The 24,307-nt window shown below is 60.7% G+C and carries 17 protein-coding genes; 5 read left to right on the plus strand and 12 right to left on the minus strand.

The window, feature by feature from the left end:
• Positions 1 to 69 precede the first annotated feature (69 nt).
• From BLW71_RS09185 to speC, 7 genes are all read right to left on the minus strand, one after another.
• On the minus strand, positions 70 to 987 hold the full coding sequence (locus BLW71_RS09185) for a LysR substrate-binding domain-containing protein (protein ID WP_091795399.1): 918 nt from the start codon (positions 985 to 987) through the stop codon (positions 70 to 72).
• A gap of 114 nt (positions 988 to 1,101) precedes the next feature.
• On the minus strand, positions 1,102 to 2,364 hold the full coding sequence (locus tag BLW71_RS09190; protein WP_091795401.1) for an MFS transporter: 1,263 nt from the start codon (positions 2,362 to 2,364) through the stop codon (positions 1,102 to 1,104).
• A gap of 170 nt (positions 2,365 to 2,534) precedes the next feature.
• Complete coding sequence (locus BLW71_RS09195; protein WP_091795404.1) at positions 2,535 to 3,668, minus strand: acyltransferase family protein; 1,134 nt, start codon at positions 3,666 to 3,668, stop codon at positions 2,535 to 2,537.
• 82 nt (positions 3,669 to 3,750) lie between these two features.
• A complete protein-coding gene (locus BLW71_RS09200; protein WP_091795406.1) occupies positions 3,751 to 6,549 on the minus strand; it encodes a bifunctional diguanylate cyclase/phosphodiesterase in 2,799 nt (932 codons plus the stop codon).
• Positions 6,546 to 7,340, minus strand: coding sequence for a substrate-binding periplasmic protein (locus tag BLW71_RS09205; RefSeq protein ID WP_091795408.1), 795 nt, complete (start codon positions 7,338 to 7,340; stop codon positions 6,546 to 6,548). The genes BLW71_RS09200 and BLW71_RS09205 overlap by 4 nt, the downstream gene beginning before the upstream one ends.
• 592 nt (positions 7,341 to 7,932) lie before the next feature.
• Positions 7,933 to 10,197: a putrescine-ornithine antiporter gene (gene potE, locus BLW71_RS09210; RefSeq protein WP_091795411.1), complete on the minus strand. Its 2,265-nt coding sequence runs from the start codon at positions 10,195 to 10,197 to the stop codon at positions 7,933 to 7,935.
• A 31-nt stretch (positions 10,198 to 10,228) separates the two neighbouring features.
• A complete protein-coding gene (speC, locus tag BLW71_RS09215) occupies positions 10,229 to 12,592 on the minus strand; it encodes an ornithine decarboxylase (RefSeq protein ID WP_091795413.1) in 2,364 nt (787 codons plus the stop codon).
• A 499-nt stretch (positions 12,593 to 13,091) separates the two neighbouring features.
• Here speC and BLW71_RS09220 point away from each other — a divergent pair, with 499 nt between their 5' ends.
• From BLW71_RS09220 to BLW71_RS09235, 4 genes are all read left to right on the plus strand, one after another.
• A complete protein-coding gene (locus tag BLW71_RS09220) occupies positions 13,092 to 14,582 on the plus strand; it encodes a DUF3300 domain-containing protein (RefSeq protein WP_091795416.1) in 1,491 nt (496 codons plus the stop codon).
• Between the two features lie 12 nt (positions 14,583 to 14,594).
• Entirely contained in the window at positions 14,595 to 15,512 is a 918-nt protein-coding gene (locus BLW71_RS09225; protein ID WP_091795419.1) for a DUF2950 domain-containing protein, read from the plus strand.
• Entirely contained in the window at positions 15,509 to 15,853 is a 345-nt protein-coding gene (locus BLW71_RS09230; RefSeq protein WP_353615884.1) for a hypothetical protein, read from the plus strand. Before BLW71_RS09225 ends, BLW71_RS09230 begins: the two co-directional genes overlap by 4 nt.
• Before the next feature lie 175 nt (positions 15,854 to 16,028).
• On the plus strand, positions 16,029 to 17,522 hold the full coding sequence (locus tag BLW71_RS09235; RefSeq protein ID WP_091795424.1) for a DUF2254 domain-containing protein: 1,494 nt from the start codon (positions 16,029 to 16,031) through the stop codon (positions 17,520 to 17,522).
• Positions 17,523 to 17,591: 69 nt separating this feature from the next.
• Here the strand turns inward: BLW71_RS09235 and BLW71_RS09240 are convergent, their stop codons facing one another.
• From BLW71_RS09240 to BLW71_RS09250, 3 genes are all read right to left on the minus strand, one after another.
• On the minus strand, positions 17,592 to 19,382 hold the full coding sequence (locus BLW71_RS09240; protein WP_091795426.1) for a SulP family inorganic anion transporter: 1,791 nt from the start codon (positions 19,380 to 19,382) through the stop codon (positions 17,592 to 17,594).
• 268 nt (positions 19,383 to 19,650) lie between these two features.
• Entirely contained in the window at positions 19,651 to 19,905 is a 255-nt protein-coding gene (locus BLW71_RS09245) for an RNA recognition motif domain-containing protein (protein ID WP_091795429.1), read from the minus strand.
• Between the two features lie 165 nt (positions 19,906 to 20,070).
• Entirely contained in the window at positions 20,071 to 21,822 is a 1,752-nt protein-coding gene (locus BLW71_RS09250) for a SulP family inorganic anion transporter (protein ID WP_091795431.1), read from the minus strand.
• Between the two features lie 453 nt (positions 21,823 to 22,275).
• Between BLW71_RS09250 and BLW71_RS09255 the strand changes: the two genes are divergently transcribed.
• A complete protein-coding gene (locus BLW71_RS09255) occupies positions 22,276 to 22,863 on the plus strand; it encodes a BPSL1445 family SYLF domain-containing lipoprotein (RefSeq protein ID WP_091795433.1) in 588 nt (195 codons plus the stop codon).
• 145 nt (positions 22,864 to 23,008) lie between these two features.
• Here BLW71_RS09255 and BLW71_RS09260 read toward each other — a convergent pair whose 3' ends face one another.
• On the minus strand, positions 23,009 to 23,407 hold the full coding sequence (locus BLW71_RS09260; RefSeq protein ID WP_091795436.1) for a hypothetical protein: 399 nt from the start codon (positions 23,405 to 23,407) through the stop codon (positions 23,009 to 23,011).
• Positions 23,408 to 23,504: 97 nt separating this feature from the next.
• On the minus strand, positions 23,505 to 24,149 hold the full coding sequence (locus tag BLW71_RS09265) for a PqiC family protein (RefSeq protein ID WP_286161958.1): 645 nt from the start codon (positions 24,147 to 24,149) through the stop codon (positions 23,505 to 23,507).
• Positions 24,150 to 24,307 lie beyond the last annotated feature (158 nt).

Below are 24,307 nucleotides of genomic sequence, written 5' to 3' on the forward strand. Positions count from 1 at the left end.
AGAGACCTGATTTGTTTTCGAAACGAAAGATTCGCATGCATGCATGCGTGTAGCGCATGCATGCCTGTTTCAGCCCGGCGCCCTGCCCGTCTGTGCTTCGGCCTGTTCGAACACCCAGCGCGTGAAGAGGCGCGCCGCCTGGTTCTGCGAGCGGTCATTCGGCGACACGACGTAATAGCCGCCACCGTGACTCGCCGACGCCTGCGTGGCGCGCACCAGCAGTCCTTCGCTCAGGCATGCGTCGATCATGTGCCGCCAGCCAAGTACCACGCCCTCGCCGAGGATCGCCATCTGCACGAGCTGCGGATAATGATTGACGACCACCGCCTGCGGCGAAGCCGGCATCTGCACATCATTGAGACGGAACCATTCGGACCACGACATCCATTGCCGCTGGCCGTCTTCCTGCATCAACAAGGTTTCGTGCACGAGATCGGCGGGTTGCAGCACCCGGCCGGCGAGATATCCCGGCGAACATACCGGGTACACGTCTTCGTCGAACAGGCGGCGCGCGGCGAAATGCGGCTCGGCGCGCTGGCGGATGTAGTACAGGCCCACATCGAATTCCGCGGGCGATAGCGACGCGAGCCCGTCGCGCACGATCATCCTGACCTTGACGTTCGGGTGTGCCGCGCGAAACGCGCCGAGCCGCGGCGTGAGCCATAGCACCGCGACGCCGGACGAACACGCAATCGTCAATTCCATATCGCCGTAGCGCTTCATCACATCCAGCGTGGCCTCGGAGCAATTGGCAAGCAGCCACTGCACGTGCTTCGCGTAACCTTCACCGGCGATCGTCAGACGTAGCGCGCGGTGCTCACGCACGAAGAGCGAGCGGCCGAGGAAGTCTTCAAGTTGCGCGATCTGGCGGCTGATCGCGCTCTGCGTCAGATGCAGTTCCGCGGCCGCTTTAGTGAAACTGGCATGCCGTACGGCCGATTCGAATGCGACCAGGCATTGGAGCGGAGGCAATGGGGCAATGCGCATGATGAGAGGAGCCGAGTGACGATGTCATCATCATAGCGGGTGAAGCCCCGTGCCGAATCATGCGCACGCAGGCGTCGCGCGAGCCGCGGCATATCCTTGCGCCGCCTGCGGCGATCAGTGGCTCGGCGCCAGTTCCTGTTCACGCTCCAGCGAGCGGGTGCGCCTGAGTTCCGGGAAAAAGCGCATCCACAGCAGAGCAACCGCGATGGTCGCCACGCCGCCAACCAGGACAGCCGGCTGCGCGCCCCACCACCCCGCCGTCACACCGGACTCGAATTCGCCCAATTGATTCGACGTCCCGATGAAAAGCGAATTGACCGCGCTGACGCGCCCCAGCATTTCGTCCGGCGTACGCAGTTGCACGAGCGACAGGCGCACTACCACGCTGATGGTGTCCGACGCGCCCAGCACCATGAGCGCGGCGAGTGACACAAAGAACTGATGCGACAGACCGAACACGACCGTGGCCGCGCCAAACGCGATCACGCCGCCGAACATCGCCGCGCCGGGGCGGTTGCGCAGCGGGAAATGCGCGAGCCAGATGGTGCCCGCGAGCGCGCCGATGGCCGTACCCGAGCGCAACAGCCCGAGGCCAAGCGGCCCCGTGTGCAGGATATCGCGCGCGAAGACCGGCAGCAGAGCGGTCGCGCCGCCGAACAGCACGGCAAACAGATCGAGCGACAGCGCGCCGAGAATGACCGGCTCCTTGCGAATGAAGGCAATGCCCGAAAAAACCGAGTCGAGCGTGACGGGCGCGCGGTTCGCCGGCCTGGCCCGCAGCGGAATGCCCCACACGGCCGTGGCGGCGGCGGCGAACGACAGCGTGCAGGCGAGATAGGCCGCGCCGGGGCCAATGCCGTAAAGCAGACCGCCCAGCGCCGGACCCGCGATCTGCGCGGTCTGATTCGCGGACGTGGCCCAGGCCGTCGCTTTGGGCAACTGTCCGCGCGGAACGACGCCCGGCAACAGCGAAGCCACCGCGGGCGACTCGAAGGCGCGCGCCGCGCCGACGCATGCGGCCAGCACATAGATGACCGGCGCGCTAATCCAGCCGCCGAACGTGCCGACGGCGAACAGCAATGCTGCGACGCTTTCGAGGCTCTGGCAGATGGCCGCGATCCGCCGGCGGTCGTAACGGTCGGCGACATGGCCGACGACGAGCGTCAGCACGAACATCGGCAGAAATTGCGCGAGGCCGACGAGGCCCAGTGCGAAGGCGCTATGGGTGAGCGCGTAGATGTGCCAGCCCATCGCCACGGCGAGCATCTGGAAGGACAGCGACGAGAGGATGCGGGTGCACCAGAAACGTTGAAATGCAGGCTGTTTCGGCAAACTAACGGATGAGGAACCGGATGGGTCGGCGGGCTCTGGCGGCATGAGTATCTTGGTCTTGATTGGGCTTGCTTGGGCGGCAGCCAGTTTAGAGCAAGATGATCGGTTTTGCTGTACGGCCCCGCGCGGCAAGTCTTACCGTGGTGACATGACGTGGCCGATCGAGGAGAATCGGCAGCACGGGCAACGCGTTGCGGCGCGACGGCACTCCGTCTTCAGGCAAGCACGGTCGGGCGCGCGCGGGTAAACCGGGATTCCACGAACAGATAAGAGAGACCTCCGAGCGCCGCCGTCATCAGGACGCCGGTCAGTGCCGCGACCAGATAGGCGAGCCTGGCATCTGTGAAGTTGTTTTGCGCGGCCAGCACGATGGCCGGATAAAAGGGCAAATGCCAGATGTACAGGCTATAGCTTGCGCGCCCCATTGCCGCAAGGGGCTTGAATTCCAGCGCACGCACGATCATTGAGCGCTGGGAGGAATGGATGACCCGGTACATCATCAACGCGAGCGAGACCGCCAGTAGGGTATAGCCAAAAGTCTGAAGCCACGCCAGCGTCTTGAATGGGACGTCTGCAAGCGCCAGGGCAAACCAGATCGATATGAAGATCACCGCGCCGAGCACCGCCGCCGCTGCTGACTGCCTGCGGCCAATGCGGGCCGGCACGAGTGCCAGCAGGCAACCTGCCGCGATCGAGTCGATCCGGCAAAGCGTGAATGTATAGATGCCGTTGTCGGATATCCCGGCGAAATGGCATATCACTCTGAAAGCTATCGCGATCAGCAACAGCGCCACCGCCGGGCGAAAGTACGAGCGACAACGGGCGACGAGAATGGGGAAGACAAGGTAGAAGTGCCACTCCACCGCCAGTGTCCAGAAATGCGCCATGGAAAAATGCTGATCGGCAAGCGCGACCCGGTCACCCAGCAGCGACTGCAGGCTGGCTGTGAATGTCCATAGCAGATACTCGTTTTTCAATACCTTGCTATGCGGATCGAGCAGTAGCGCAACAAGCGTGAATATCAGCAGGCTTGCGACGTAGGCCGGCAGCAACCTGATTGCACGGCGCCGAATGAATGTCGAGTATGACGCGACCGAGTCGACCGGCCTCTTCAATAACGTGGTGGTGATCAGAAAGCCAGAAATCACGAAAAACACGTCGACGCCGATCCAGCCGGTCGACGCAATACGCACGATGGCGGGCCATGCACCGTCGAGCCCCGCGAGGCGGCTGGAAAAATAGCTCGTGTAATGAAACAGCACGACCAGCAGCATTGAAATGGCCCGAAGTCCGTCGAGGCCGGCTACGTAGCGCAAAGAGCTTGCGTCTCGAATGCTGTGTGTTTCCATTCGCGCATTCTACAGATTACAGAAATACGCGGGATTGTAATATTCAGAAACGATCGTACGATTGTGCGTTGCGCAATATCGCTCAGGTCATCGAGCCCGAATCGACGTTTCTCTCATCCCGCCCCCGCGGCCAGACTTCCCTCTGCCCACTGGACCCGAAGTTCTGCACGAACTGCTCGAAACCCTGGATCGGAAGCGGCTCGCAAAAAAAGAAACCTTGATAGGCATGGCATCCTGCTACGGCAAGAAAGTCTCTCTGCGCTTCAGTCTCGACGCCCTCGGCGATCACGCCAAGATCGAAGCTGCGCGCCAGCGCCACAATGGTTCTCGCAATGTCGGCGTCATTAGGGTCTTCCAGAATATCGCGCACGAAAGAGCGGTCAATTTTCAACTGGTCCAATGGCAATCGTTTCAGGTAAGACAACGACGAGTATCCAATCCCGAAGTCATCCAGCGAGAAAGTCACGCCGCGGGCCCGCAGGGCGTCCATTTTTTCGATGATGTCCTCGACGTTTTCAACGAGAACACTTTCGGTCAGTTCCAGCTTCAACCTGTCCGCCCTCGCCCCTTTTCGATTGATGACTGCCAGCACGCTTTCCACGAAGTCCGGTTCGCGAAATTGCCGGGCGCTGACGTTCACTGCGATCGACAGATGCGCCATGGACGGCTGCGTTGCCCACAGCGCGAGTTGCGCACAGGCAGACTCCAGTACGGTTCGCCCAATCTCCAGGATGAGGCCCGTCTCCTCCGCCAGCGGAATGAACTCGCCCGGCGCTATCAGGCCGCACGCAGGATGCTCCCAACGCACGAGCGCCTCGGCACCCGCTATATAGCCGCCGTCCACGACTTGCGCCTGATAGTGGAGAACGAAACGGTTCTCCTCGATCGCGTCGCGCAGCCCTACCTCGAGCTCGGCCCGCTTCAGCACGGTGGTCTGCATTGCGGGATCGAAGAAGCACATGGCGTTGCGGCCACGCTCCTTGGATTTATACATGGCCAGATCGGCCTGTTTGAACAGTTCGTCGGTGGAGGTCTGCTCGCCGTTGAAGACGGTGACGCCGATGCTCGCGGTACTGCGGAACTGAACGCCATTGAGCTGATACGTTCTGCCCAGCACGGCGAGAATCTTTTCGCCTACCGCTTCGGTTTCCGCAGTGGCGGCCGCCTTGTCCAGACTCAGATTGCCGAGCACCACAACGAACTCGTCACCGCCCACCCGCGCGACGGTGTCTCCCTTGTTGACGCTGCTGGACAGCCGATACGCAACATGCCGCAGGAGCAGATCGCCTTTGTCATGTCCGAGCGTATCGTTCAACGTCTTGAAGTGATCGAGATCGATGAACATCAGCGCGCCGCACACGTTGTTCTCGCGGCTCGCCAACATCGACTCTCTCAGGCGGTCCAGGAGCAGCGCGCGATTGGGCAGGCGGGTCAGCGTGTCGTAGAAGGCCAGCTCCCGGATCTTCTCCTCGGACTTCTTGCGCTCGGTGATATCGCGCCCGCTCGTGCGAAAACCGACGAAGTCTCCTCTCGCATTGCTGATCGGAACCCATGACACTGAAAGCCAGAGTAGCGAGCCATCCTTGCGCACGCAACGAAACTCGAGATCGTCGCCGCGAAAGCCCTGAAGCCCTTTCTGAAACTCCGGCGCAACGCGCGCTATGTCGTCCGGATGGATCAGCGTGCGCGCGAAGTTAGGCATGGCCATGCATTCGTCGACTGTGTAGCCTGTGTAATGATCGACGGACGGATTGATCCAGCGCGGTTTCCCGTCCGGTCCCCACCAGATCTCCAGGTTCACCGTGCAGTCGGCAATCGCACGAAACTTTTCTTCGCTTTCGCGCAGCTCCCGCGTCATGGCCGAAGCCAGCCGGATAGCGCGCTCCCGCCCTGTCACCATGAGCCACGTCAGAAGGGCCAGCAACAGGCTCAAGCCAATGCCGGCGCCCGCAATCAGCATCTCGGCGTTGCTCCCTAGCCGGGAGCGAAATTCGTCGGAGGCGTTCATCGACAGTGTCCAGTCGCGCCCGTCCACGACCAGGTATTCGTTGGCCGAAATCAGCGCCGGCGCATGCCGGCTGCTCGCTGCCGAGGTGCGATACAGAAGCGCTGCGTCCGATGGCGCTACGCCGTCGTAGACGGCCAGCGAGACGCCGGCCGGCTGTTCGCCATAGAGGCTCGCCATCACATCGTGCATATGGAACGATGCATAGACCCAACCCGTAATGTGGGCCCGGCGCTGCGCGGCGTTCTCCTGCGTTTCGCCGGCGGCGTAGATCGGCAGGTACATGATGAACCCCGGCCGCCGGTCCGAATCCATGTCGACCGACAGATGCACCGTTCCCGAAAGCGCCGCCATGCCGGAGTCGCGCGCCCGCTCCATGGCGGCGCGCCGCACCGGATCGTTCCACGCGTCGAAGCCGGGCGAACTGCGTGCGAGGCCGACATAGGGCTCGCGCTGAACGACCGGCGCATAGTCCTCGCGCTGCCCCGCGGGCTCGATCGTATAGCCGGCAATGCCTTCCTCGCGCATTCTCGCCACGTGGCTCGCCTTGTGCGCCGCAGGCACCCATTCGACGACGCCGACGGCATGGACGCCGGAAAAATTCGCGTCCAGATTCAGCGCGCCGACATAGCGCCGGAACCTGTCGCGGTCGATCATTCCGTTCGCGGCGAACAGACTCTGCACACCTCGCAACATGAGCTCGTAGGTCGCCATGCGCTGTTCGACGCGGCTAACGGCATCGCCCAGAGTGTAATCAAACTGGGTGCGCAGTTCTTTGCTGGTCGCTTGCCGCTCGTGGTTCCATACCATCCACGTGACGCACAGCGACGCGCTCAACACGAGCAGCGGTAACAGGACGGTGCGCAGCCGGATCACGGCGTCGCCTTGAAGTTCACCATGGCATCGGCCAGTTCCGGCCTGAAGTACTTCTCAAAGATGCGGCGCACCGTCCCGTCCGCGCGCATTTCGTCCACCAACGCCCGCCACTTCCTGCGTTCGGCTTCCGGGAGCGATTTCTTCGACATGATCAGTCCGTGCGGCACGGAGGGATCGTTGAATTCGATGATCGTCGTCACGTCGCGGATCTTCTTCTCTTCCAGCGCGGGATAGTCGAATGGCTCGATAATCATGCCCTGGATATGCCGAAGAATGAGCGCCTGATAGAGCGGTTCGAGTCCCCCTGCCTGGCTTACCCGGTTTTCCGAAGTCAGTTTGTCGACCAGTTCATTGGCGGAATCGCTGTAGCGAAAACTGCGAATCACACCGAGTTGGGCGTGATCATCGCGCTGGAACTCCGCGACGTCATGAATACCCGCGTCTTTGCGCACGAGCAGATAATATTTGTTGCTGAAGTACCATGCGAACGAAGCATATTGGTTGCGTTCGTCATTCGCGATGCCGGAGAGACTGAAATCGAGCGCGCCCGACTCGATCAGCTTCCAGATACGCGCGCGCGACATCAGATTGACCTTGATCTGACAGCCGCTACGCCGGATCAACTCATCGGCGAAATCCTTGTCGATACCGCTATCGGTATCGAGCGAATAAAGCAGGCCGTGGTCGTGCAATCCGAGCGTGAAGGGCCGGGAACAATCCGGCCCCGCGGCAAAAACGTTGCCCACGCAACATGTCGCCAATAACACACCGCCAAGCCAGTTCCGAATCACAGCGCCTCCGTAGCGGAATGTCGCATCATTTAGTTCTTGTCAATCCCCCGGGCCCGACGGTATGTCCTTGCCGCCGTTTCCTCGGGAAATCTGGTCTAGTCGCGCATTTTAGGATGCTTCTCAGCGGCAATGGGTCGTCGATGCGCAACGAGCGTTCAATTTTTGCTTTCGCAAAACCTCTGTACGCTCTAACGGCAACGATTTGTCGTTCTTGAGGACGAGTCGCCGCTTTTTCACGCTCGTGTCCGGCACCGCATTTAGCGAAGCGTCGACAAAATGTGCCCCTTCGCACGAGGTACAGAGACTTCACGCGAGTGGGTGAACGCATGACCAAACTTCAACGGCAAGGTTGCATGACGCTGCGCCATCTATTGGACCGCATGACGGGCCGCAAACGCAAAACCCCGTAAGCACGTGAACTTACGGGGTTTTTGATTCGGCTTCCTGGCACAGAGAGCGGGTTTCGCCGCCAGACAGGCTATTACCCGATCGACGAAAAACAAAATAGCTATTATCTATCAATGATTTATTGACAGCACGCCCCACGCGGGCGTGGGTGCTGCCGGTCGGCGAGCGCAACCCACATCGTCGCTCACTCCGGCAACGCGCTCAACCGGAAGAAGCGCAGCACGTCTTCGTCAGGTTGGCCGAACCAGGCTGTGTACATTGTCCGAAAATCCGCTGATGCGAATGTCTCGCTGAGTGTGCGATCAACCAGCAGCCGCAAATCGTCGTCTCCCCGCGGCATACCGATGGCGACAGGGAGATAGGTGAACTGGCGAGTGAGGACGCTCAACTCCTTCGCCGACGAACTGCTCTTTGCCCGCGCCAACAGGAGCGCCCGCTCTGCAAAGAACACATTGGCTTTGCGGTCGAGCACCTGTTGCACGCCCGCGTCGACACCCGCGACCGGCGTGACCGTTGCCGTGATATCGAACGACTGGAGCTTTCCTGCCACCCACCGCTCGGTGGGCGAACCTGCCACTACGGCAATGGTTTGTTGTGACAGGACTTGAGCCGGCGAGGCACGCCAGAACGGGCGGTTTGGCGTCTGGTTGCCGCTAAGTATTTCCCTCAGCCCAAGGGACGCGTCCGTTCGAAGAATCGCCCCGACGCCGCCGGGATAGACGGGAATCGAGAACGAAATCTCCTTTCTTGCAGTCAGCGTGTCGGCGTCGCCGCACAGCAAATCGATTCGCCCCTCCTGCACGGCGCGAAAGCGGTCGTTGACCGGCACCGGCACCCACTGCACCGCCAGTGCGGAAAGCCCAAGCGCGCCTTTGACATGGTCGGCGATCTTCTGGCATAGCGCCACGGCGTAGCCGGACGCATGACCCGCTTCGTCCTGATAGGCGAATGGCTGCGCATCACTCACATAGCCAAGATTGATTTGGCCCGACTGTTTGATTCGCGCGAGACTGCCCGCCGACGCATTCGTCACAACCACACCGGCGGCATGCGCCCGATGCGGCGTGAAAGCGGCCGCCATCCCGATCGCGATCACCAGCGCGGCTGTCCCCGCCGCCGCCGCGGCAGCCCGCGCAGCTCCGCGCGTGGCAGAGAAGCGCGGCGCGATAAACCCAAAGATCACGTAACCGATCGCCATCACCAGCATGCCGCCGAGCACGGCGTCCTTGCCCGCCGCATAAAGCGCGTAGACGGAGTAAAGCATGGCCACGACAGTCACAATCGCATTGCGCCGGTATACGGCAGGCTCCGTTCCGGCATTGCGCATCATCACGAACAGCGCCGACAGCGAAACGATATACGGCACCACATTCGTCACCACCGCGAGGTTGACGAGCGCCTCGAATTGTTCACTCAGGTTCGGCGAAATCGTGGACAACGCCATGAGCGACTGGACCGCGCCCATGATGATCATGCCGACGACCGGTGCGCCCATGCGGTTCGCCTTGCCGAACACGGCTGGGAACATGCGGCTGTCGGCCGCGTCTTTTGCCGTCTGCGCGAGCGTGAACTGCCAGCCCAACAGGGAGCCCACACACGCCATTGCCGCGAGCGCCATCACGATGTTACCCACCAGCGGGGTGAACATCCGCGCATACGCGAGACCGAACGGACCGGTCGACTTCGCCAGATCGGCGTTGGGCACGATGCCCTGGATTACGGCTGTGGACAGGATGTATATGACGGCCGCGCCCAGCGTTCCGAACAGGCTGGCCAACGGCACGTCGCGCTTCGGATTCTCCACGGCAGACGAGTTCTGTACCGCCGACTCCATGCCGAGGAACGCCCATAACGTGAGCGAAATGCTCGAACCCATGCCCTCCACGAGCCGCATTCCCTTCGGGTTCCACGAATCCATGAATGTGCCGCCGTGGAACCAGAACCAGCCCCCAATGGAGATGAATCCAACCGGCAGGATGACGCCCCACACGGTTACCGAACCGATCTGCCCGGTCAGTTTCGGGCCACCGAAGTTCGCGACGGTGGTAAGCCAAAGCAGGCCGATCACGCCCATGCACGTGGCGATCGGAGAGGCCGTCAGGCCGGGAAAGAACGCCGCGAGATAGCCCAGCGCCGAACTCGCGACCGCTACGTTAGCGATGGCAACCGACACAAAGTAAAGGAAGAACACCTGGAAGTAGCCCGACTTGCCGTAGGCGTCCTCCGCGTAGGCAGCCATGCCGCCGGCCCGCTGGTTGAGAATACCCGCCTGTGCGAAGCCATAGGCAATCGCCATCGAACCCACCGCTGTCACCACCCACGACAGCAACGAAATCGCTCCGACTTTGGCCATGTTGGCCGGCAGCATGATGATGCCTGAGCCCATCATGTTAACGGTCACGATGAACGTCAACTGCATGACGTTCATTTTCTTTTTCGCTTCAGCCATGGCACCCACTCCTCAATAGGTTCCGCGCCGACTACTCGCGGACCACATAGGTGTAAAACCGGATCCGTCCGTTTTCTCTTTCCTGGTACACGCCCTGCACCTCATAGTTAAAGCCCGGGAACCGGTTGAACGATTCCTGAAATGCGAGGAAGTAATCGAGCATGGGCGCAGCACGTTCATCCCAGCGTTCGCCGGGCACCACGACGCCGATTCCGGGCGGGTAGATCAGCGCCAGCGTGGCGGAAATGCGGTTCCTCACACTATCGAGCGGTACGTAATCCACTTCATTGGCGACCAGGGCGTCGTAGGCCTCTTCCGCCGACATCGCAAGCTCCGGGAAACTGGACGCACGAAAGCACAGCTTCTGCAGATTCCTGACGTTCGCTTCGCGGTAGAAGTTGTGCATTTCGTCGCAGACCTGACGGAGCGTATAGCCGGCATAGCGCTCGTGGTGCACGGCATACAGACTCGGCAGAACCTCTGCCAGCGACGCATCGCGGTCCCACAAGCTCTTGAATCTGACCAGTCTCGCAAGCAGCGTATTCAGCTTGCTTTCGTCCTCGGCCGGCGTCATCAGGAAGAGGATGCTGTTGAGATCGCACTTCTCCGGGACCACGCCCTCTTCTCTTAGATAGTTTGCAACTACCGTTGCGGGCACACCAAAGTCGAGATACTCGCCGGTCTTCCTATTGATGCCTGGGGTGAGCAGGGTCAGCTTGTTGGGATCGACCATCGTGTAGCCTTCGGCATACCCTTCGTAGCCGTGCCAGCTCGCGTCCGGGTTGAACGTCCAGCACTGCTGCTCGCGCTTGATGACATCGGTCGGTACGTCCTCCCACGCGACGTCCGTCAGATCCGCCGTAAACCGGGAGTCCTTGACGTTCACCACATCGGGCACGAACGGGTCGAAGAACCATTGCTCCAGTGGCGTATCGCCCGTCGACGCATAGTGACGCGAGAACTCCCGGAATTTCTTGCGAGTCTCGATACCGAGTTCGATGCACCCGTCCCACAGCACTTCACCCGCCTTACCTTCGTGAATCTTCGCGTTGACGTCGATCGATGCAAATAGCGGATAAAACGGAGAGGTGGAAGCGTGAATCAGGAACGATTCATTGAAGCGCTTATGCTCGATAAAACGCTTCTGACCACGAATGTGCTCGTCACGTTTATGGATCTGGGAGGCTTGCGAAAAACCCGCGCCTTGTTTGTGGACCGATTGCGTGGAGAAAAGCCCCGGCATGTCCGGCGTCAGACCTTTCAGGCGCATCGGGCTATGATCTTCGAAGAGCGGGTGAAACGCGTTATAGCCGATCCACGCCTCGTCCCACAGCACATACTCGCAAAGGTGTCCGATCTTCTCCATGACTTTGCGCACGTTGTAGATCGTGCCGTCATAAGTGGCGAGTTGAATACAGGCAAGGCGGAACGGGCGCTCCAACTTGCTGCGCTCCGGGTCTTTCACGAGGGGATTCGCACGAATCTGCTCGCGCAGCCAGCTTTCCCCCCAAGCGTCCCAGTCCACCGCACCGATCATCCCGAATGAATTGCGAGCCGTGGGCAAGAAGATCGGGATGGCACCTGCCTGAACCAGGGCGCCCTGGTGTAGCGATTTGTGGTTGTTGCGATCGAACAGCACCAGGTCGCCGCGTTTGAGCACGGCACCTGTCACGACCTTGTTCGACGTGCTCGTCCCGTTAAGAACAAAATACGTTTGATCGGCGCCAAATATTGCAGCGGCGTGGCGTTCCGCTTCAGCCGCCGCACCTTCATGAATCAACAGATCGCCCAGGTCCACGTCGGCGTTGCACAAGTCGTTGCGAAAAATGCTCTCGCCGAAATGCTTGAAGAACAGCTGTCCTGCGGGCGACTTTCGATAGAACTGTCCGCCTTGATGCCCCGGGCAATCGAATGCGATATTGGCTTCGGCGTCGTAGGCCACCAGCCCACCGAAAAAAGGCGGAAGAAGGCTCATCCCGTACTTGACCAGGCTTGCTATCACCTGTTTCGCGTAAAAGCCCGGCGACTGTTGCCCGAGATAGATATAGCCCGTCACTTCGCCAAGCGCTCCCGTCACTGCAAGGTTGGATATGCGGTGCGAGTCCGCAAGCGCCCAAAGAGGCGTTAGAAAACCCTGCGCACGAATCAATAGCGCCATCTTGCGGGCGTGCTCGAGGTTCTCGCCGTCCACCAGTGCGATGTACGCCCCGACCCCCGCATCTTCATGAATGTCGCGAATGAAGTTGTTCCTGACTTCAATCCGAAACCCCTCCGCCGCGATCAGATCGAGCAAGGCCTTGGTCTGTTCGTTGGTGTGATCGACGATCGCGACCACTTTTAACAGCCGATTGAATGGGACCGGAATGACAGGCGCCTTAACGGAGCGAGGAATCATCGCCAGTCTCCATAATTATGTGGGCCACGCCAGTGACGCCGCTCACCGCAGCAGGATCGAAGCACACGTATCGCATGCTCGTATCCGGCTCCGGAACCTCGAAGCAAACTCACACCGAGGAAGATCTGAGCGTGCCCTTATGGAAGCACAGGCAGCAGGAACCCGTAATCGGACCTTGGTCTTACGGGTATGCCGACACTATCGGATAACTATGCATCGAGTGGAATCGCCATTGCATGACGAGGTCAAACATCATTCCTGCTGTTCGAAGCGGTCATGGATTTCATTCCGCACAACCGCAATTTCCCGTGTCCAATTCGAAAAGACATGGCGTCTGGATATTGCGCCGCTCAAGTCGTCAGAAGGCGCGCGCATATAGGACCTTAGGCCGATAGTAATCCGCCGCTTGCGATGGTGTACTGACAAAGCGGGCATCTCTCGGGACTCTCGCCTGAAAACCAGAATCTGTGCCACCCGTCATATTGGAAAAGGAGCGGCCATGACCCAGTGGAGTGCGCGACTCTTTTATGGGATGTGCATGGGGTTCCTCGTTGTGCTGACACTTGGTTCCAGCAGTGCGCCTGCCCAGACTCCCAATCCCTCGAGCGATGCCGCCGGACAAGCCCAAGCGCAGCAGCCGACATTCAAGCCGGAGGAGATCGAGGCGCTAGTCGCACCGATCGCACTCTATCCGGACTCCGTCCTGTCACAGGTATTGATGGCCTCGACCTATCCGCTGGAGATCGTGCATGCCGCGCGTTGGGTCAAGGCCAATCCGAAGCTCAAGGGTGATGAGGCCGTGAAGGCCGTGCAGGATCAGCCGTGGGACGTCAGTGTGAAATCGCTCGTTGCGTTTCCGCAAGTGCTCGAACCGATGAACGACAAGCTCGACTGGACACAGAAGCTCGGCGATGCGTTTCTTGCGCAGGAAAAGGACGTTCTCGATGCCGTGCAGCGGCTACGTGCGCGAGCGCAGAAATCGGGCAACCTCAAGTCCAATGAGCAACAGAAAGTGATGACGGAACCGGCCCCGGCTGGCGGGCAAACCACGCAGACCATCGTGCGTATCGAACCGGCAAATCCTGAGGTGATCTACGTGCCGGCCTACAACCCGACAGTCGTGTACGGCACCTGGGCGGCTCCGGCTTATCCTCCGTATTACTGGCCACCTGCTCCGGCTTACTATCCCGGCGCCGCGCTTGCCACCGGCTTCGCCTGGGGCGTGGGCCTCGCGGCCGCCGGCGCAATCTTCGGCAACTGCAACTGGGGCGGCGGAGACGTCAATATCAATGTCAACAAGGCCGCCAATATCGATCGCAACTTCGACCGCAGCAAGGCTCAGAGCGGCAAGTGGCAGCATGATGCGGGCCATCGCCAGGGCGTCGCCTATCGCGACAACGCGTCCCGTGAGAAGTACTCGAAGAACGTCTCGGGCGCCGACGCACGCGGCGACTTTCGTGGCCGTACCGGTGGCGCGACTGACCGCGCCGCGGGCTCCGACAGAGCTGGCGCCGGCAACCGTGCAGGCGGCGCGAACAACGCCGGCGGCGGTAACCGCGGCGGTGGGACAAATAACGCCGGCGCGGGTAATCGCGGCAGCGGAGCGAACAATGCCGGTGCGGGCAACCGTGGCGGAGGAGCGAATAATGCGGGTGCGGTTAACCGCGGCGGTGGGGCAAATAATGGCGGCGTGGGTGAGCGTGGCGGTGGGGCAAATAATGCCGGCGTCAGCAACCGCGCCGGCGGGGCGAATGTTGGCGGCTCGACCAATCGTGCGGACGTTTCCGACCGGGCCAGTGCGGGAGGCGGTCGGGCCGCCACCGGCGGCGGAGGCGGCGGTCGAGACAACGCCTTCCAGGGTGTAGGCGGTGGCGGCGCCTCGCAGCAAGACTTCAACCGGGGGCGCGCAAGTGCGCAGTCTTCGAGCTTTAGTCGACAGGGCGGCGGAGCGCGGGCTGGTGGTGGCGGTGGCGGACGTGGCAGGCGCTAAGGAGACAAAAGCATGAAGTCACCACTACGATTCCTCGCGGCCCGGCTTGGCGCAATCGGCAGCGCAGTTATCGTTGCGCTGACACTTTGCCTCGCGGCACCTCAGGCGGCATACGCGCAGAAGGACTTCAAATCCGCTGAAGATGCGATGACTGCATTTGGCGATGCGATTGCCAACGACGACGAAGCCGCCTTGAAGTCGTTGCTTGGCAATGACTTTCGGGAGCTCATTCCTCCTGTGGGCGCCGAGTTGCGAACCCGCTTCCTGACAGCCTGGAAAACGTCACATGCGATTCAGGCATCGGGCAGCGAACGTGCAGACATCAAGGTAGGCAATGACGGCTGGACCCTGCCCATTCCTCTCGTGAAATCGCCGCAGGGCTGGCATTTCGACACGCACGCCGGCGTGGAGGAAATGCGCTTGCGCCGCATTGGACGAAACGAGCTTGCCGTCATTCAGACCATGCTGGCGATCTACGATGCGCAACGCGAATACGCCAGCACGGACCATGACGGCAGTGGCGTGCTTGTTTACGCCAGGAAACTATCGAGTTCGCCCGGCAAGCGCGACGGCCTGTACTGGCCTACTGGCCCCGACGAAAAACCGAGCCCTCTTGGCGAAGCCTTTATCACGGCCGGCACGCGCAACCCATCGCAAGCGGGCTACTACGGCTATCACTACAAGCTGCTGACCTCGCAAGGCCCTCACGCCCCGGGCGGAGCGTATGACTATGTCGTGAACGGTAAGCTTTTCGGCGGTTTTGCCGTGATTGCCTGGCCGGTTCGTTACGGAGAAACCGGTATCAAGAGCTTCATGGTCAGTCACGACGGGCAAGTCTACGAACGAGACCTTGGACCTGATAGCGCGGCCAAGGCCGCCGCGACCAAGTCGTTCGATCCCGCTCCCGGATGGACCAAGGAGCAACCTTGATACGCATTCTGCTCGCCGCCGGGTGCTGCGCCCTCATCACCCTGGCGGCCTGCACGTATTACGCAGTACCGGTCGCCGGAACAGTGGTGACGACGCCTGCGAATTACGATCGATCATTTGCCGCTGCCGCAGGGGCAATGCGCGACGAGGGACTGGCGCTCACCGTCGAGGATCCGGCCAACGGCATCGTCGTCGGGAGACTCGGCGGAAGCACCGTCACGACCCGCGTGCAACGGCAGTCCGACGGTAGTGTGCAGGTGCGCTTCGACTCTAGCGATACGCACGATCAGACGCTATTGCCACGCATCTCGCGCAGCTACGATCGTCGTATGGGACGCTGACCCGGGGTCGATGCAACGAGATGCGAGAGAGAGCGCCCTACCCCGCGGCTATCGCAGCGTGGCGCGAGGCAGATCATGCGTTGTGGCGCTAGGACTGCATCAGTTACGGAGAAGCGCGAAGACTTACCTTCGTTAGAAGCATTACCCGCCCGCGTGACGGGCGAGGAAGTCCGACATGGCCTGGAACCGTCGATACAGCCTGATCAGCCACGTCAGGTCGTCGCTATGGATCGTACCCATTCTCGCCGTGATGGCCGCGATCGCTCTTAACAGGGCCATCGACAGAATCGGCCGCTGGATGTCTGAACGCAGCGGCCTCGATCTGCAACACGGATTGCTCGCCGTGAGCATCGAGGAAGCTCACGCAATACTCGATCGCATCTTTACGTTAAACCTCTCCTGCCTCGTATTCACATTCGGCTCCCTGCTCGTTGCCATTCAGGTTGCGGGTGGCCAATATACTCCGCGCATCATTGCGACTACGCTACTGCGCGATAACGTGATCCGGTGGATCGTTGGACTTTTCGTCTTTTCCTTGCTCTGGACCCACCGGACCATGGCAGAACTTGGGCAACCCTGGGCGGTCCCTCAGTTGCAAGTATCCATTGCAACGGTCATTGGGCTCGGCTCACTCGTCGCATTCATCGTGCTGATCGACTATTCCGCAAGACTCCTGCGGCCCGTCAGTCTCGTGGGTCGTGTCGCCGAGCAGGGGTTTGCGGTCATCGAGGTCATCTACCCTCACCCCGCGTCGGAAGAATCGGCTCGCCGGCGCTTCACTACTGAACTGGCATGGACGTCACGCTCGCGCGCATCCGGGACCAACGGCCGGGCGGAGCCGGGCACGCCGGGGGCGCCCGATCGCATCGTGTATCACACCGGCGGATCCGGAGTGGTGCTGGCGGTCAACCTGCGCGGACTTTCTCGCGAGGCGCAGCGAGCCGGCTGCATCATCGAATTCGCCGCGCAAGTCGGTGATTTTCTCGCCACGGACGAACCGCTCTTCTATTTGACCGGCAGCAGCGATACGATCAGCGACCGCCTGTTGCAAAACCTGGTCGCGCTCGGCTCCGAACGCACGATGGAGCAGGATCCCATGTTCTCGTTCCGCATTGAAGTCGATATTGCCTTGAAGGCCCTATCGCCAGCCATCAACGATCCGACCACCGCGGTGCTCGCCATCGACCAGTTGCATCGGCTGCTTCGCCTGGTCGGGCAACGGTCCCTTGCCAACAGCACACTCAGCGACGACAGTGGACGGCCGCGCGTCATTTTTCGCACGCCTGACTGGGAAGACTTCGTTCATGTCACCTTTCGGGAAATACGGCATTACGGTGCGGGCAGTCTGCAGATCGAGCGGCGCCTGCGGGCCATGATCGTCAACCTGACGAACACGCTGCCTGAGTTCCGCCACCCGGCGTTGCTCCGGGAGCTTGAATTGCTCGACGCCACCATCGTGCGCCATCATCACTTCGCGGCCGACATTGAACTCGCCCGCGTCGCCGACCCGCAGGGGCTCGGCGGGGCCCTGGATGTGAACGCGCAGAACGGCGGCGCGGGCGAAACGAAATCATCCACTGCCACGCGAGGAAAAAGAGCATCCTGGCAGGGACATTGGCGAACACATCCGAGTACTTTGCGTTCGTCGCGAAGGCACAGGAAATCCTGACCGTCATGGCGATGATTGCCGCATATTGCGGCTCCAATCGAAACGGTTGCCAGTTCGAGCATCCCTTCCCTAGCGATCCCTGTCCTCCCAGTCGACCCACTCTACCGGATGGCTCGCAAGGTAGCTGCTGACGGCGGAACCGGTTGTCGGAAAGAATGCCGTTTCGCCAAGCCGTGCAAAAAGCCCGAATCGCTTTAGCTTGTCTTTCACGGGGTCCTTCAACTCGGCGAGACACAACTCAATGCCCGCCGCGTGCAATGTCTCATCCAGATCGGCCAGCATATCGGCGGAAGTGACATCTACACTCGTAACAGGTTCCGCCGCCACCACCAGCCAGCGCACCGGCGTAGGCGATGTCGCCACCGCATCCAGCACCCGGTCACAGAACAACTCGGCGTTTGCGAAGAATAAGGGCGCGTCCCAACGAAACAGGACTAGCCCGGGAATGCGATGAGCGTCGCGATAGCGCGTAATGTCGTGGTAGCCCTTCAGACCATCGACACGCCCCAGAATCGCCGAATACGGCCGCCACGCATCCCACAGGAACTCGATGACGGCAATCACGATAGCGAGGCCGATGCCCTGAATCGCACCCAGCAGAAACACACCGACGGTACATACGATGGATAGCCAGAACTCCCAGCGCTGGATGCGATAAATGCGCCGCAAATCGGCGGCTTCGATCAGGCCAAGCGCCGATGCGATCACCACCGCAGCCAGCGCGCTGGTGGGCAAATTCCTCAGCATGTCGGGCGCCACCATCAGCAGCAAGGCAACCGCGAGCGCGCCGACCACGGCGGTCAACTGAGTCTTCGCGCCGGCGGCCTCCGCCACGGGAGTGCGTGACGAACTGCTGCTGATCGGAAAGCCCTGAAACAGGCCGGCGGCGAGGTTGGCGACGCCGAGTCCCACCATCTCCTGATTCGGATCGACATAGACACCCGTGCGCGCCGCATAGACACGCGAAAGCACGCTCGTGTCGGCAAAAGACACAAGGGCGACGGCACAGCCGCCGATCAGGACGGGCACCATGTCCGTAGTGGCGATCCATGGAATGGAGAACGCAGGCAAGCCTTGCGGCAGCGAGCCGAGGACCGCAACACCGGCGCGTGACGCAAGGTCGAGCGCGCCAGCCATAACAGTGGCTCCTACCACGGCGATCAGGACACCCGGGATCCGCCTGCTGCCCTCGAGCAGCAGGATGAAGGCCAGTGTGCCTGCACCGACCATGAATGTGGTCCAGTTAGTCTGGCCGTCCATCACTGCGATGACGAGGGCTCGCACGTTTCGCAACGGCCCTTCGCTCGGAATCGAGGAACCGAACACTTTGGGTAACTGGCTGATCAGGACCGTCAGCGCGATGCCATTCATGTACCCGTAGCGGATCGGCTTCGACAGGAGCTCGGTGATGAAACCCATGCGCGCCAGACCGGCCAGGATACATACCGCCCCCGACACGATCGCCATCATGCCCGCCAGTGCTACTGCGCGAATTGGGTCGCCCGCCGATAGGGGCACGACGACGGCCAGAATGACTGCGGCCAGCGACGAATCCGGCCCCAGCACCAGAATCCGACTGGGTCCGAACAACGCATAAGCAAGCAGCGCAATGATAGAAGCGTAGAGGCCATTAATTCCGGGTAAGCCCGACGCCACCGCGTAGGCGATGCCCACTGGCACCAGCATCGTGGTCAGCACCAGGCCGGCCGCAATGTCGTGAGGTAACCACACGATCTGGTAGGTCCGAAGCGTACGGATGCCGGGCAGCCAGCGCAACACGCCGGCCTGATCGGCGGCCTTCGCCCGGTGCCCAATCCGGCCCGGTTCCGGCGTGGGAGTTGAAAAATCCGGCTTGTTCATTGGATCGTGGACGCCTGGTGGACAGCACACCGTTCCACCACGGCGACCAGGCCTCGGGCGGCGGCTTCTGCTATTCGCCTTGAATCCATCACACGCTCCTGAACTCCAATGCGGAGCAACTACCGCTCTCGCGCATTTCCGCTTGCCTCTCGATTTTCCACGAGGGCTCGGGAAGCGAGAAACCGCCGCACCCTACGCGCGTGAACGCTTCATCATGAGGTCAGAACCCGACAGCTGTGCTCGGTGACCGACGTCTGAAAGATACGCCTCACTCCGACCGGTCTTTCATGACCTGCACATTGATTTTCCGATTGTTCCAGAACATGTCGTGAACTCTGGGCTGCAGGCGACGCAACACCTCCGGACTCGTACCTTCGAAGCTGACCACCACCGCCGGCCGCGAGCCTTCCCCTGGAACGTGGGCGATACTGTCGAAAGGCGGAAAACCGTACTTCACAAGAAACGCCTTGATGTCATCTTCGCTGACATGCTCGTCGATATTGCCAATAAATAAATCAGCCATAACGCTCTCCTATTCACTGTCCATGATGCTTGAGCCGCCGTCAACGTGAAGGGTCTGCCCCGAAAGACGACATGCAAGCGGTATCGCGTTTCACATGTGCAGCCCACGTTCATCGTGCCCACGAGTTCCTCAACGGGCGCACACTGCGTTTCATTGCGCAGCAGGTCATAGCGCTCCTGCCACTTGCGGCGGCGCACTTCGCCCTGTCTTCCATTCGTCGATCGTGTCGGCAACCGAGATGCCACGTTGGAGGTAGCCCACCAGGTTCTCAACACCCGCCGCGCGCAGAATATCCCGCACCTCCGCATGAGCGGAGACCAGCCGCAACGTTATTCCGCCCGTCTTCAGCGCTTCATGCAGCTTGGCCAACATGCGCGCACCCGCGAGGTCAACAGCGGGAGAAGTCGACAGATCGCAGATAACCAGTTTGAGCGATCCGTCGCCAGTCCGGATCTTGTCCCATACGGCAGCGCGCACATGCTCGACATTGAAGTAGAGCAGCGACGCCTCGACGCGGAATACCAGTACGCCTGGCGCCGCTTCGTTGTCCGGGTGGCGTTCGGCGTCGGAGTAGATCCGGGTGCCGGGAATCTTGCCCAGAAATGCCACGTGTGGATGTGCGGCGCGTCTTATAAGCAATAACATTGAAACCAGCACTGCCACGATCACGCCTTTCAGGATGCCTAGCAGAAGCACGGCGGCGAACGCTACCATCGAGACGAAAAATTCAAACCGGCTTACCCGCCAAACGTGACGCATCTCGTCGATATCGACCAGCCCTTTCACCGCAACCAGTACGATCGCGGCCAGAACCACACTTGGCAGGTTTTTCAGCATTCCGGTCAGAAACAACAGACACAGCCCGATAGTCACGGAAGCGAAGACCAACGCGAGCGGTGTCTTGGCGCCGGCCTTGTCGTTGACCGATGACTGCGACAAACCACCCGCGACCGGATAGGCCTGAAACAGTCCCGCTGCCAGATTGGCCGCGCCGAGTCCGAGTAGCTCCTGGTGTGGATTGATCTCGTAACCGTTCGCCTGGGCCAGCGCCCGCGCGGCAGAAACACTTTCGACGTACGACAGCAGCATGCACGCGAACGCTAACGAAATCGCACCGTCCACATCGCGGACGCGCAGGCCAGGCCAGCGAAACTCGGGTAGACCTTGCGGCAACGCGCCGACAGTCTTGAAGCCAAGGCCGATCAGCGGTGTCACAGATAACACAATGATCGAGATCACCACCACGAACAATGCGACGGGCCGACCGGGCAGGAACTTCTCCCCCAGTAGCAGCACGACGATCGCCGCAACACCAAATCCGAGCACGGCGAGATTGGTACTGGGAAGTTGACCGGCGAGCGTGACGACGCGATCGAAAAATTGCTCGCCACCGCCCTTCACCCCAAACAACTTTGGTAGCTGAGTCAAAGCAATAGTCAAGGCGGCGCCCGCCTTGAACCCGAGCAGGATCGTCTCGCTAATGAAATTGACCAGCGAACTCAGCCGCAGAATCCACCCCACGAAGCACATTGCGGCGACCAGCAGCGCAGTCAGGGCGGCAATGGCGGCGAATCGTGCCGGATCCCCTCCAGCCATCTCCGAGACTGTCACACCGACCAGCATCGAAATCGCCGAAGTCGGGCCAATCGCGAGCTGGCGGGAAGACCCGAACAACGCATAGGCGAGTCCCCCAACCAGATAACAATAGATGCCGTACTCTGGTGGCAATCCAGCGAGCGTGGCATAGGCGAGCGACACGGGAATCGCGTAGGCCGCCAGGGTGGCACCTGCAATGGCATCGTGCGTGAGCCACTTCGGCTGATAAGACGATAGCCACGTTAGGGGAGGAAACATGGCCCGCCATCCCGAAGGCACAGCTCGCGTTACATCGCTAACAGGACGAGGATCCTCGGTCATACGGTCGTCTCCTCTCCTCAAGGCTGTTCCAGTGTTCTGTCGGCGTAAAGACGACACCTTCGGTCTGCACCGACGTGCACGTCCCCGCACTATTCTGTGAGCGTAATGCCCAATCATGAAGAGGGGCATCGGACCTTGGTCCTAGATTCGATTCATCCAGATCCCGCAGGTCAACGGTTCACAGAATCAGCACGACTGAAAAACACCGACCACTTCATGAATACGGTTGGCTTTTGCATAAAGAATATCTCCAGCGAGGAAGCCGGGAATTCCAGGCTCAAGCGCGCCGGAAACTTTGAATCTCTGCACCGGCGTCTGTTCAGCAATAAGACCAAAGTCTGATTCCCCTATTTTTCCGCTGTGACATCATGCATTCAGGAAAGAACTGGAAATCGTCACAACGGGTAACGCATTTGCTGAGCATTCACCTCGGAACCGAAACGGAGGACGATAATGAACCGAAGGAACTTTGTATTGAATACCGCAGCAGCCACTGCCGCCGCGGGCCTCGCGTTCGCGGGCTGCACCACCACAGGAGGCAGCGGCAAGAGTCCCGAAACGGACGCGTCGAAGCGTCAGGCGCTCGACGCGAGCGTCGACGGAACGATGTCGCGGCTTTACGCAACAGTGGGGGGAGCACGCGAACTCGCATCCAAGGCGCAAGGCATCCTCACTTTCCCGGCAGTCAAGAAAGTGGCCTTTATCGCGGGTGCCGAGTATGGTGAAGGCGCATTGCGCGTAGGCGGCGCGACGGTCGGCTATTACAGCACGACGGCTGCTTCTTTCGGCTTCCAGGCCGGCGCCGAATCAACCGCGGTCATCTTCCTCTTTATGACGAAGGACTCGCTCGCCAAATTCACCAGCTCGGCCGGTTGGTCGGTCGGCGGCGACGTGGCGGTCTCCTTGCTAAAGGTGGGTGCGAACGGGTCCATCGACACGACATCCGCATCCGCCCAGGTTGTCGCCATAGTCCTGACCAATACCGGCCTGATGGCGGATGCGTCGCTCGCTGGAACCAAAGTGACCAAGCTCAACCTCTGAAACCGAGGTATAGCCAAACCCGCGTCCCGGAGACTGCCTGACCAGCAGTCGTAACCGGACGCCTCGCAAAACTATCCGCTCAAAGCGGCTCGAAGCGGGTTGCTGCAGTGCCCTCTTTCCATGAGTTCACCGCATAGTCTGACACTCACTGTTTCCGTATCTTCCACGGCCCAGCACCTTCTTTGCAAACGACAGGCGTCCAAGTCTGCGTCTGTCCTTTCGCAATGGCGACAAGCGTCGCCGTTCTGCACGTTTTGTCACCGTCTTTCACCGTATCGCGTGGCGTGACGGTCCCGTGAATCGACACCGAGTTGCCGGTGCCACTGTTGCTCCAGTTCAGCGACTCTCCATCCTTATTGCGCTCCAGCGCAATTTGCGCCGCGTCGTTGAGCGCCTTTCTGTCTGCGTCCTTCATATAACTAACCGGTGTGTCTTTCAAAAAATTCAAATTGGCGGCGAAGGCGACGCCTGTTCCGGCAACGAGGACGACACTCGTCAAACACCGTATGAGGCTGCGCGCGGAAAGCAAGGATTGAGCTGGCATTGAAGCACCTATAAGGTAGATGGATTCTGGAACGGGCGGCACCCGGCGATCGCCTCACATCCACCGACATTGCACCGTGATCGTTAGCAAGTCTGCTCTATGGCTGAATCATCGTGCCAACTGCCGCCGCAATATCACGACTCACCACAGCAAGCGCCCGGTCATAGGCCGTGGTCATCGCCTCAAAACCTGCGCCGGACACTGGCTCGCGAACAATAGATCGGCCTGAACGAACAGGCTGCTTCCCCGGAGCACGGATGGTCCATTGCACGTCCACAATGACGTCCTGGCCGGGTTCCGCGTCGAAACGCATGACATCCAGCCTCACGTACCATGTGGCCAGCGGATCGGTCGTACCCGCGAACACCGTCACCTGCTGCGAATTCAGCAGCGTACCCAGATCCGCCGCAACGACCCGCGCGATATTGCCTTTCAGAGGCTGCGCCCATCGCGCGAATTCGTTGATGGCGACTTCGTTGCCGGCCGCCCGGGTCACGATTTGCGGACGGTCCACCAGATCCGGCACGGTAACCGGCCCTACCGCCAGAGGGATCGCGTGAGGCGTCGCCAATGTCGCGAGAGTCGCATCCGGGCTCAGCGTGTAGAACCTGGCGGGTGACGACTTGCATCCCCCCAGCCCCGCGGCGACCAGTCCAACCACGAGGCATGACACGATATAGCGGATCGAATGCGCGGCGCAGCGGTGCAAAACAGCGCTGAATGACGCGGCAAACGGCGCCACGCCTGCGCCAGGCGCATTCCCACGCCTTCCTTGAATCTGTCGACGAACTCCCCCGCCGTTTGGTCCCGCGATGAATACGACAGCAAGACGGCATCCGCTCATTGGCGTGCCGTTTCCGTGCCGAGCCACGTGCCTTGCGCTCCCGTCACGACGCCGAT

The organism is Burkholderia sp. WP9, from assembly GCF_900104795.1.
GTDB lineage: Bacteria > Pseudomonadota > Gammaproteobacteria > Burkholderiales > Burkholderiaceae > Paraburkholderia.

Excerpts from the sequence above, each read along its gene's own strand:
- BLW71_RS09185 (WP_091795399.1), bottom strand. The coding sequence starts at position 987 with ATGCGCATTGCCCCATTGCCTCCGCTCCAATGCCTGGTCGCATTCGAA.
- BLW71_RS09190 (WP_091795401.1), bottom strand. The coding sequence starts at position 2,364 with ATGCCGCCAGAGCCCGCCGACCCATCCGGTTCCTCATCCGTTAGTTTG.
- BLW71_RS09195 (WP_091795404.1), bottom strand. The coding sequence starts at position 3,668 with ATGGAAACACACAGCATTCGAGACGCAAGCTCTTTGCGCTACGTAGCC.
- potE (WP_091795411.1), bottom strand. The coding sequence starts at position 10,197 with ATGGCTGAAGCGAAAAAGAAAATGAACGTCATGCAGTTGACGTTCATC.
- speC (WP_091795413.1), bottom strand. The coding sequence starts at position 12,592 with ATGATTCCTCGCTCCGTTAAGGCGCCTGTCATTCCGGTCCCATTCAAT.
- BLW71_RS09220 (WP_091795416.1), top strand. The coding sequence starts at position 13,092 with ATGACCCAGTGGAGTGCGCGACTCTTTTATGGGATGTGCATGGGGTTC.
- BLW71_RS09225 (WP_091795419.1), top strand. The coding sequence starts at position 14,595 with ATGAAGTCACCACTACGATTCCTCGCGGCCCGGCTTGGCGCAATCGGC.
- BLW71_RS09235 (WP_091795424.1), top strand. The coding sequence starts at position 16,029 with ATGGCCTGGAACCGTCGATACAGCCTGATCAGCCACGTCAGGTCGTCG.
- BLW71_RS09240 (WP_091795426.1), bottom strand. The coding sequence starts at position 19,382 with ATGAACAAGCCGGATTTTTCAACTCCCACGCCGGAACCGGGCCGGATT.
- BLW71_RS09245 (WP_091795429.1), bottom strand. The coding sequence starts at position 19,905 with ATGGCTGATTTATTTATTGGCAATATCGACGAGCATGTCAGCGAAGAT.
- BLW71_RS09250 (WP_091795431.1), bottom strand. The coding sequence starts at position 21,822 with ATGACCGAGGATCCTCGTCCTGTTAGCGATGTAACGCGAGCTGTGCCT.
- BLW71_RS09255 (WP_091795433.1), top strand. The coding sequence starts at position 22,276 with ATGAACCGAAGGAACTTTGTATTGAATACCGCAGCAGCCACTGCCGCC.
- BLW71_RS09260 (WP_091795436.1), bottom strand. The coding sequence starts at position 23,407 with ATGCCAGCTCAATCCTTGCTTTCCGCGCGCAGCCTCATACGGTGTTTG.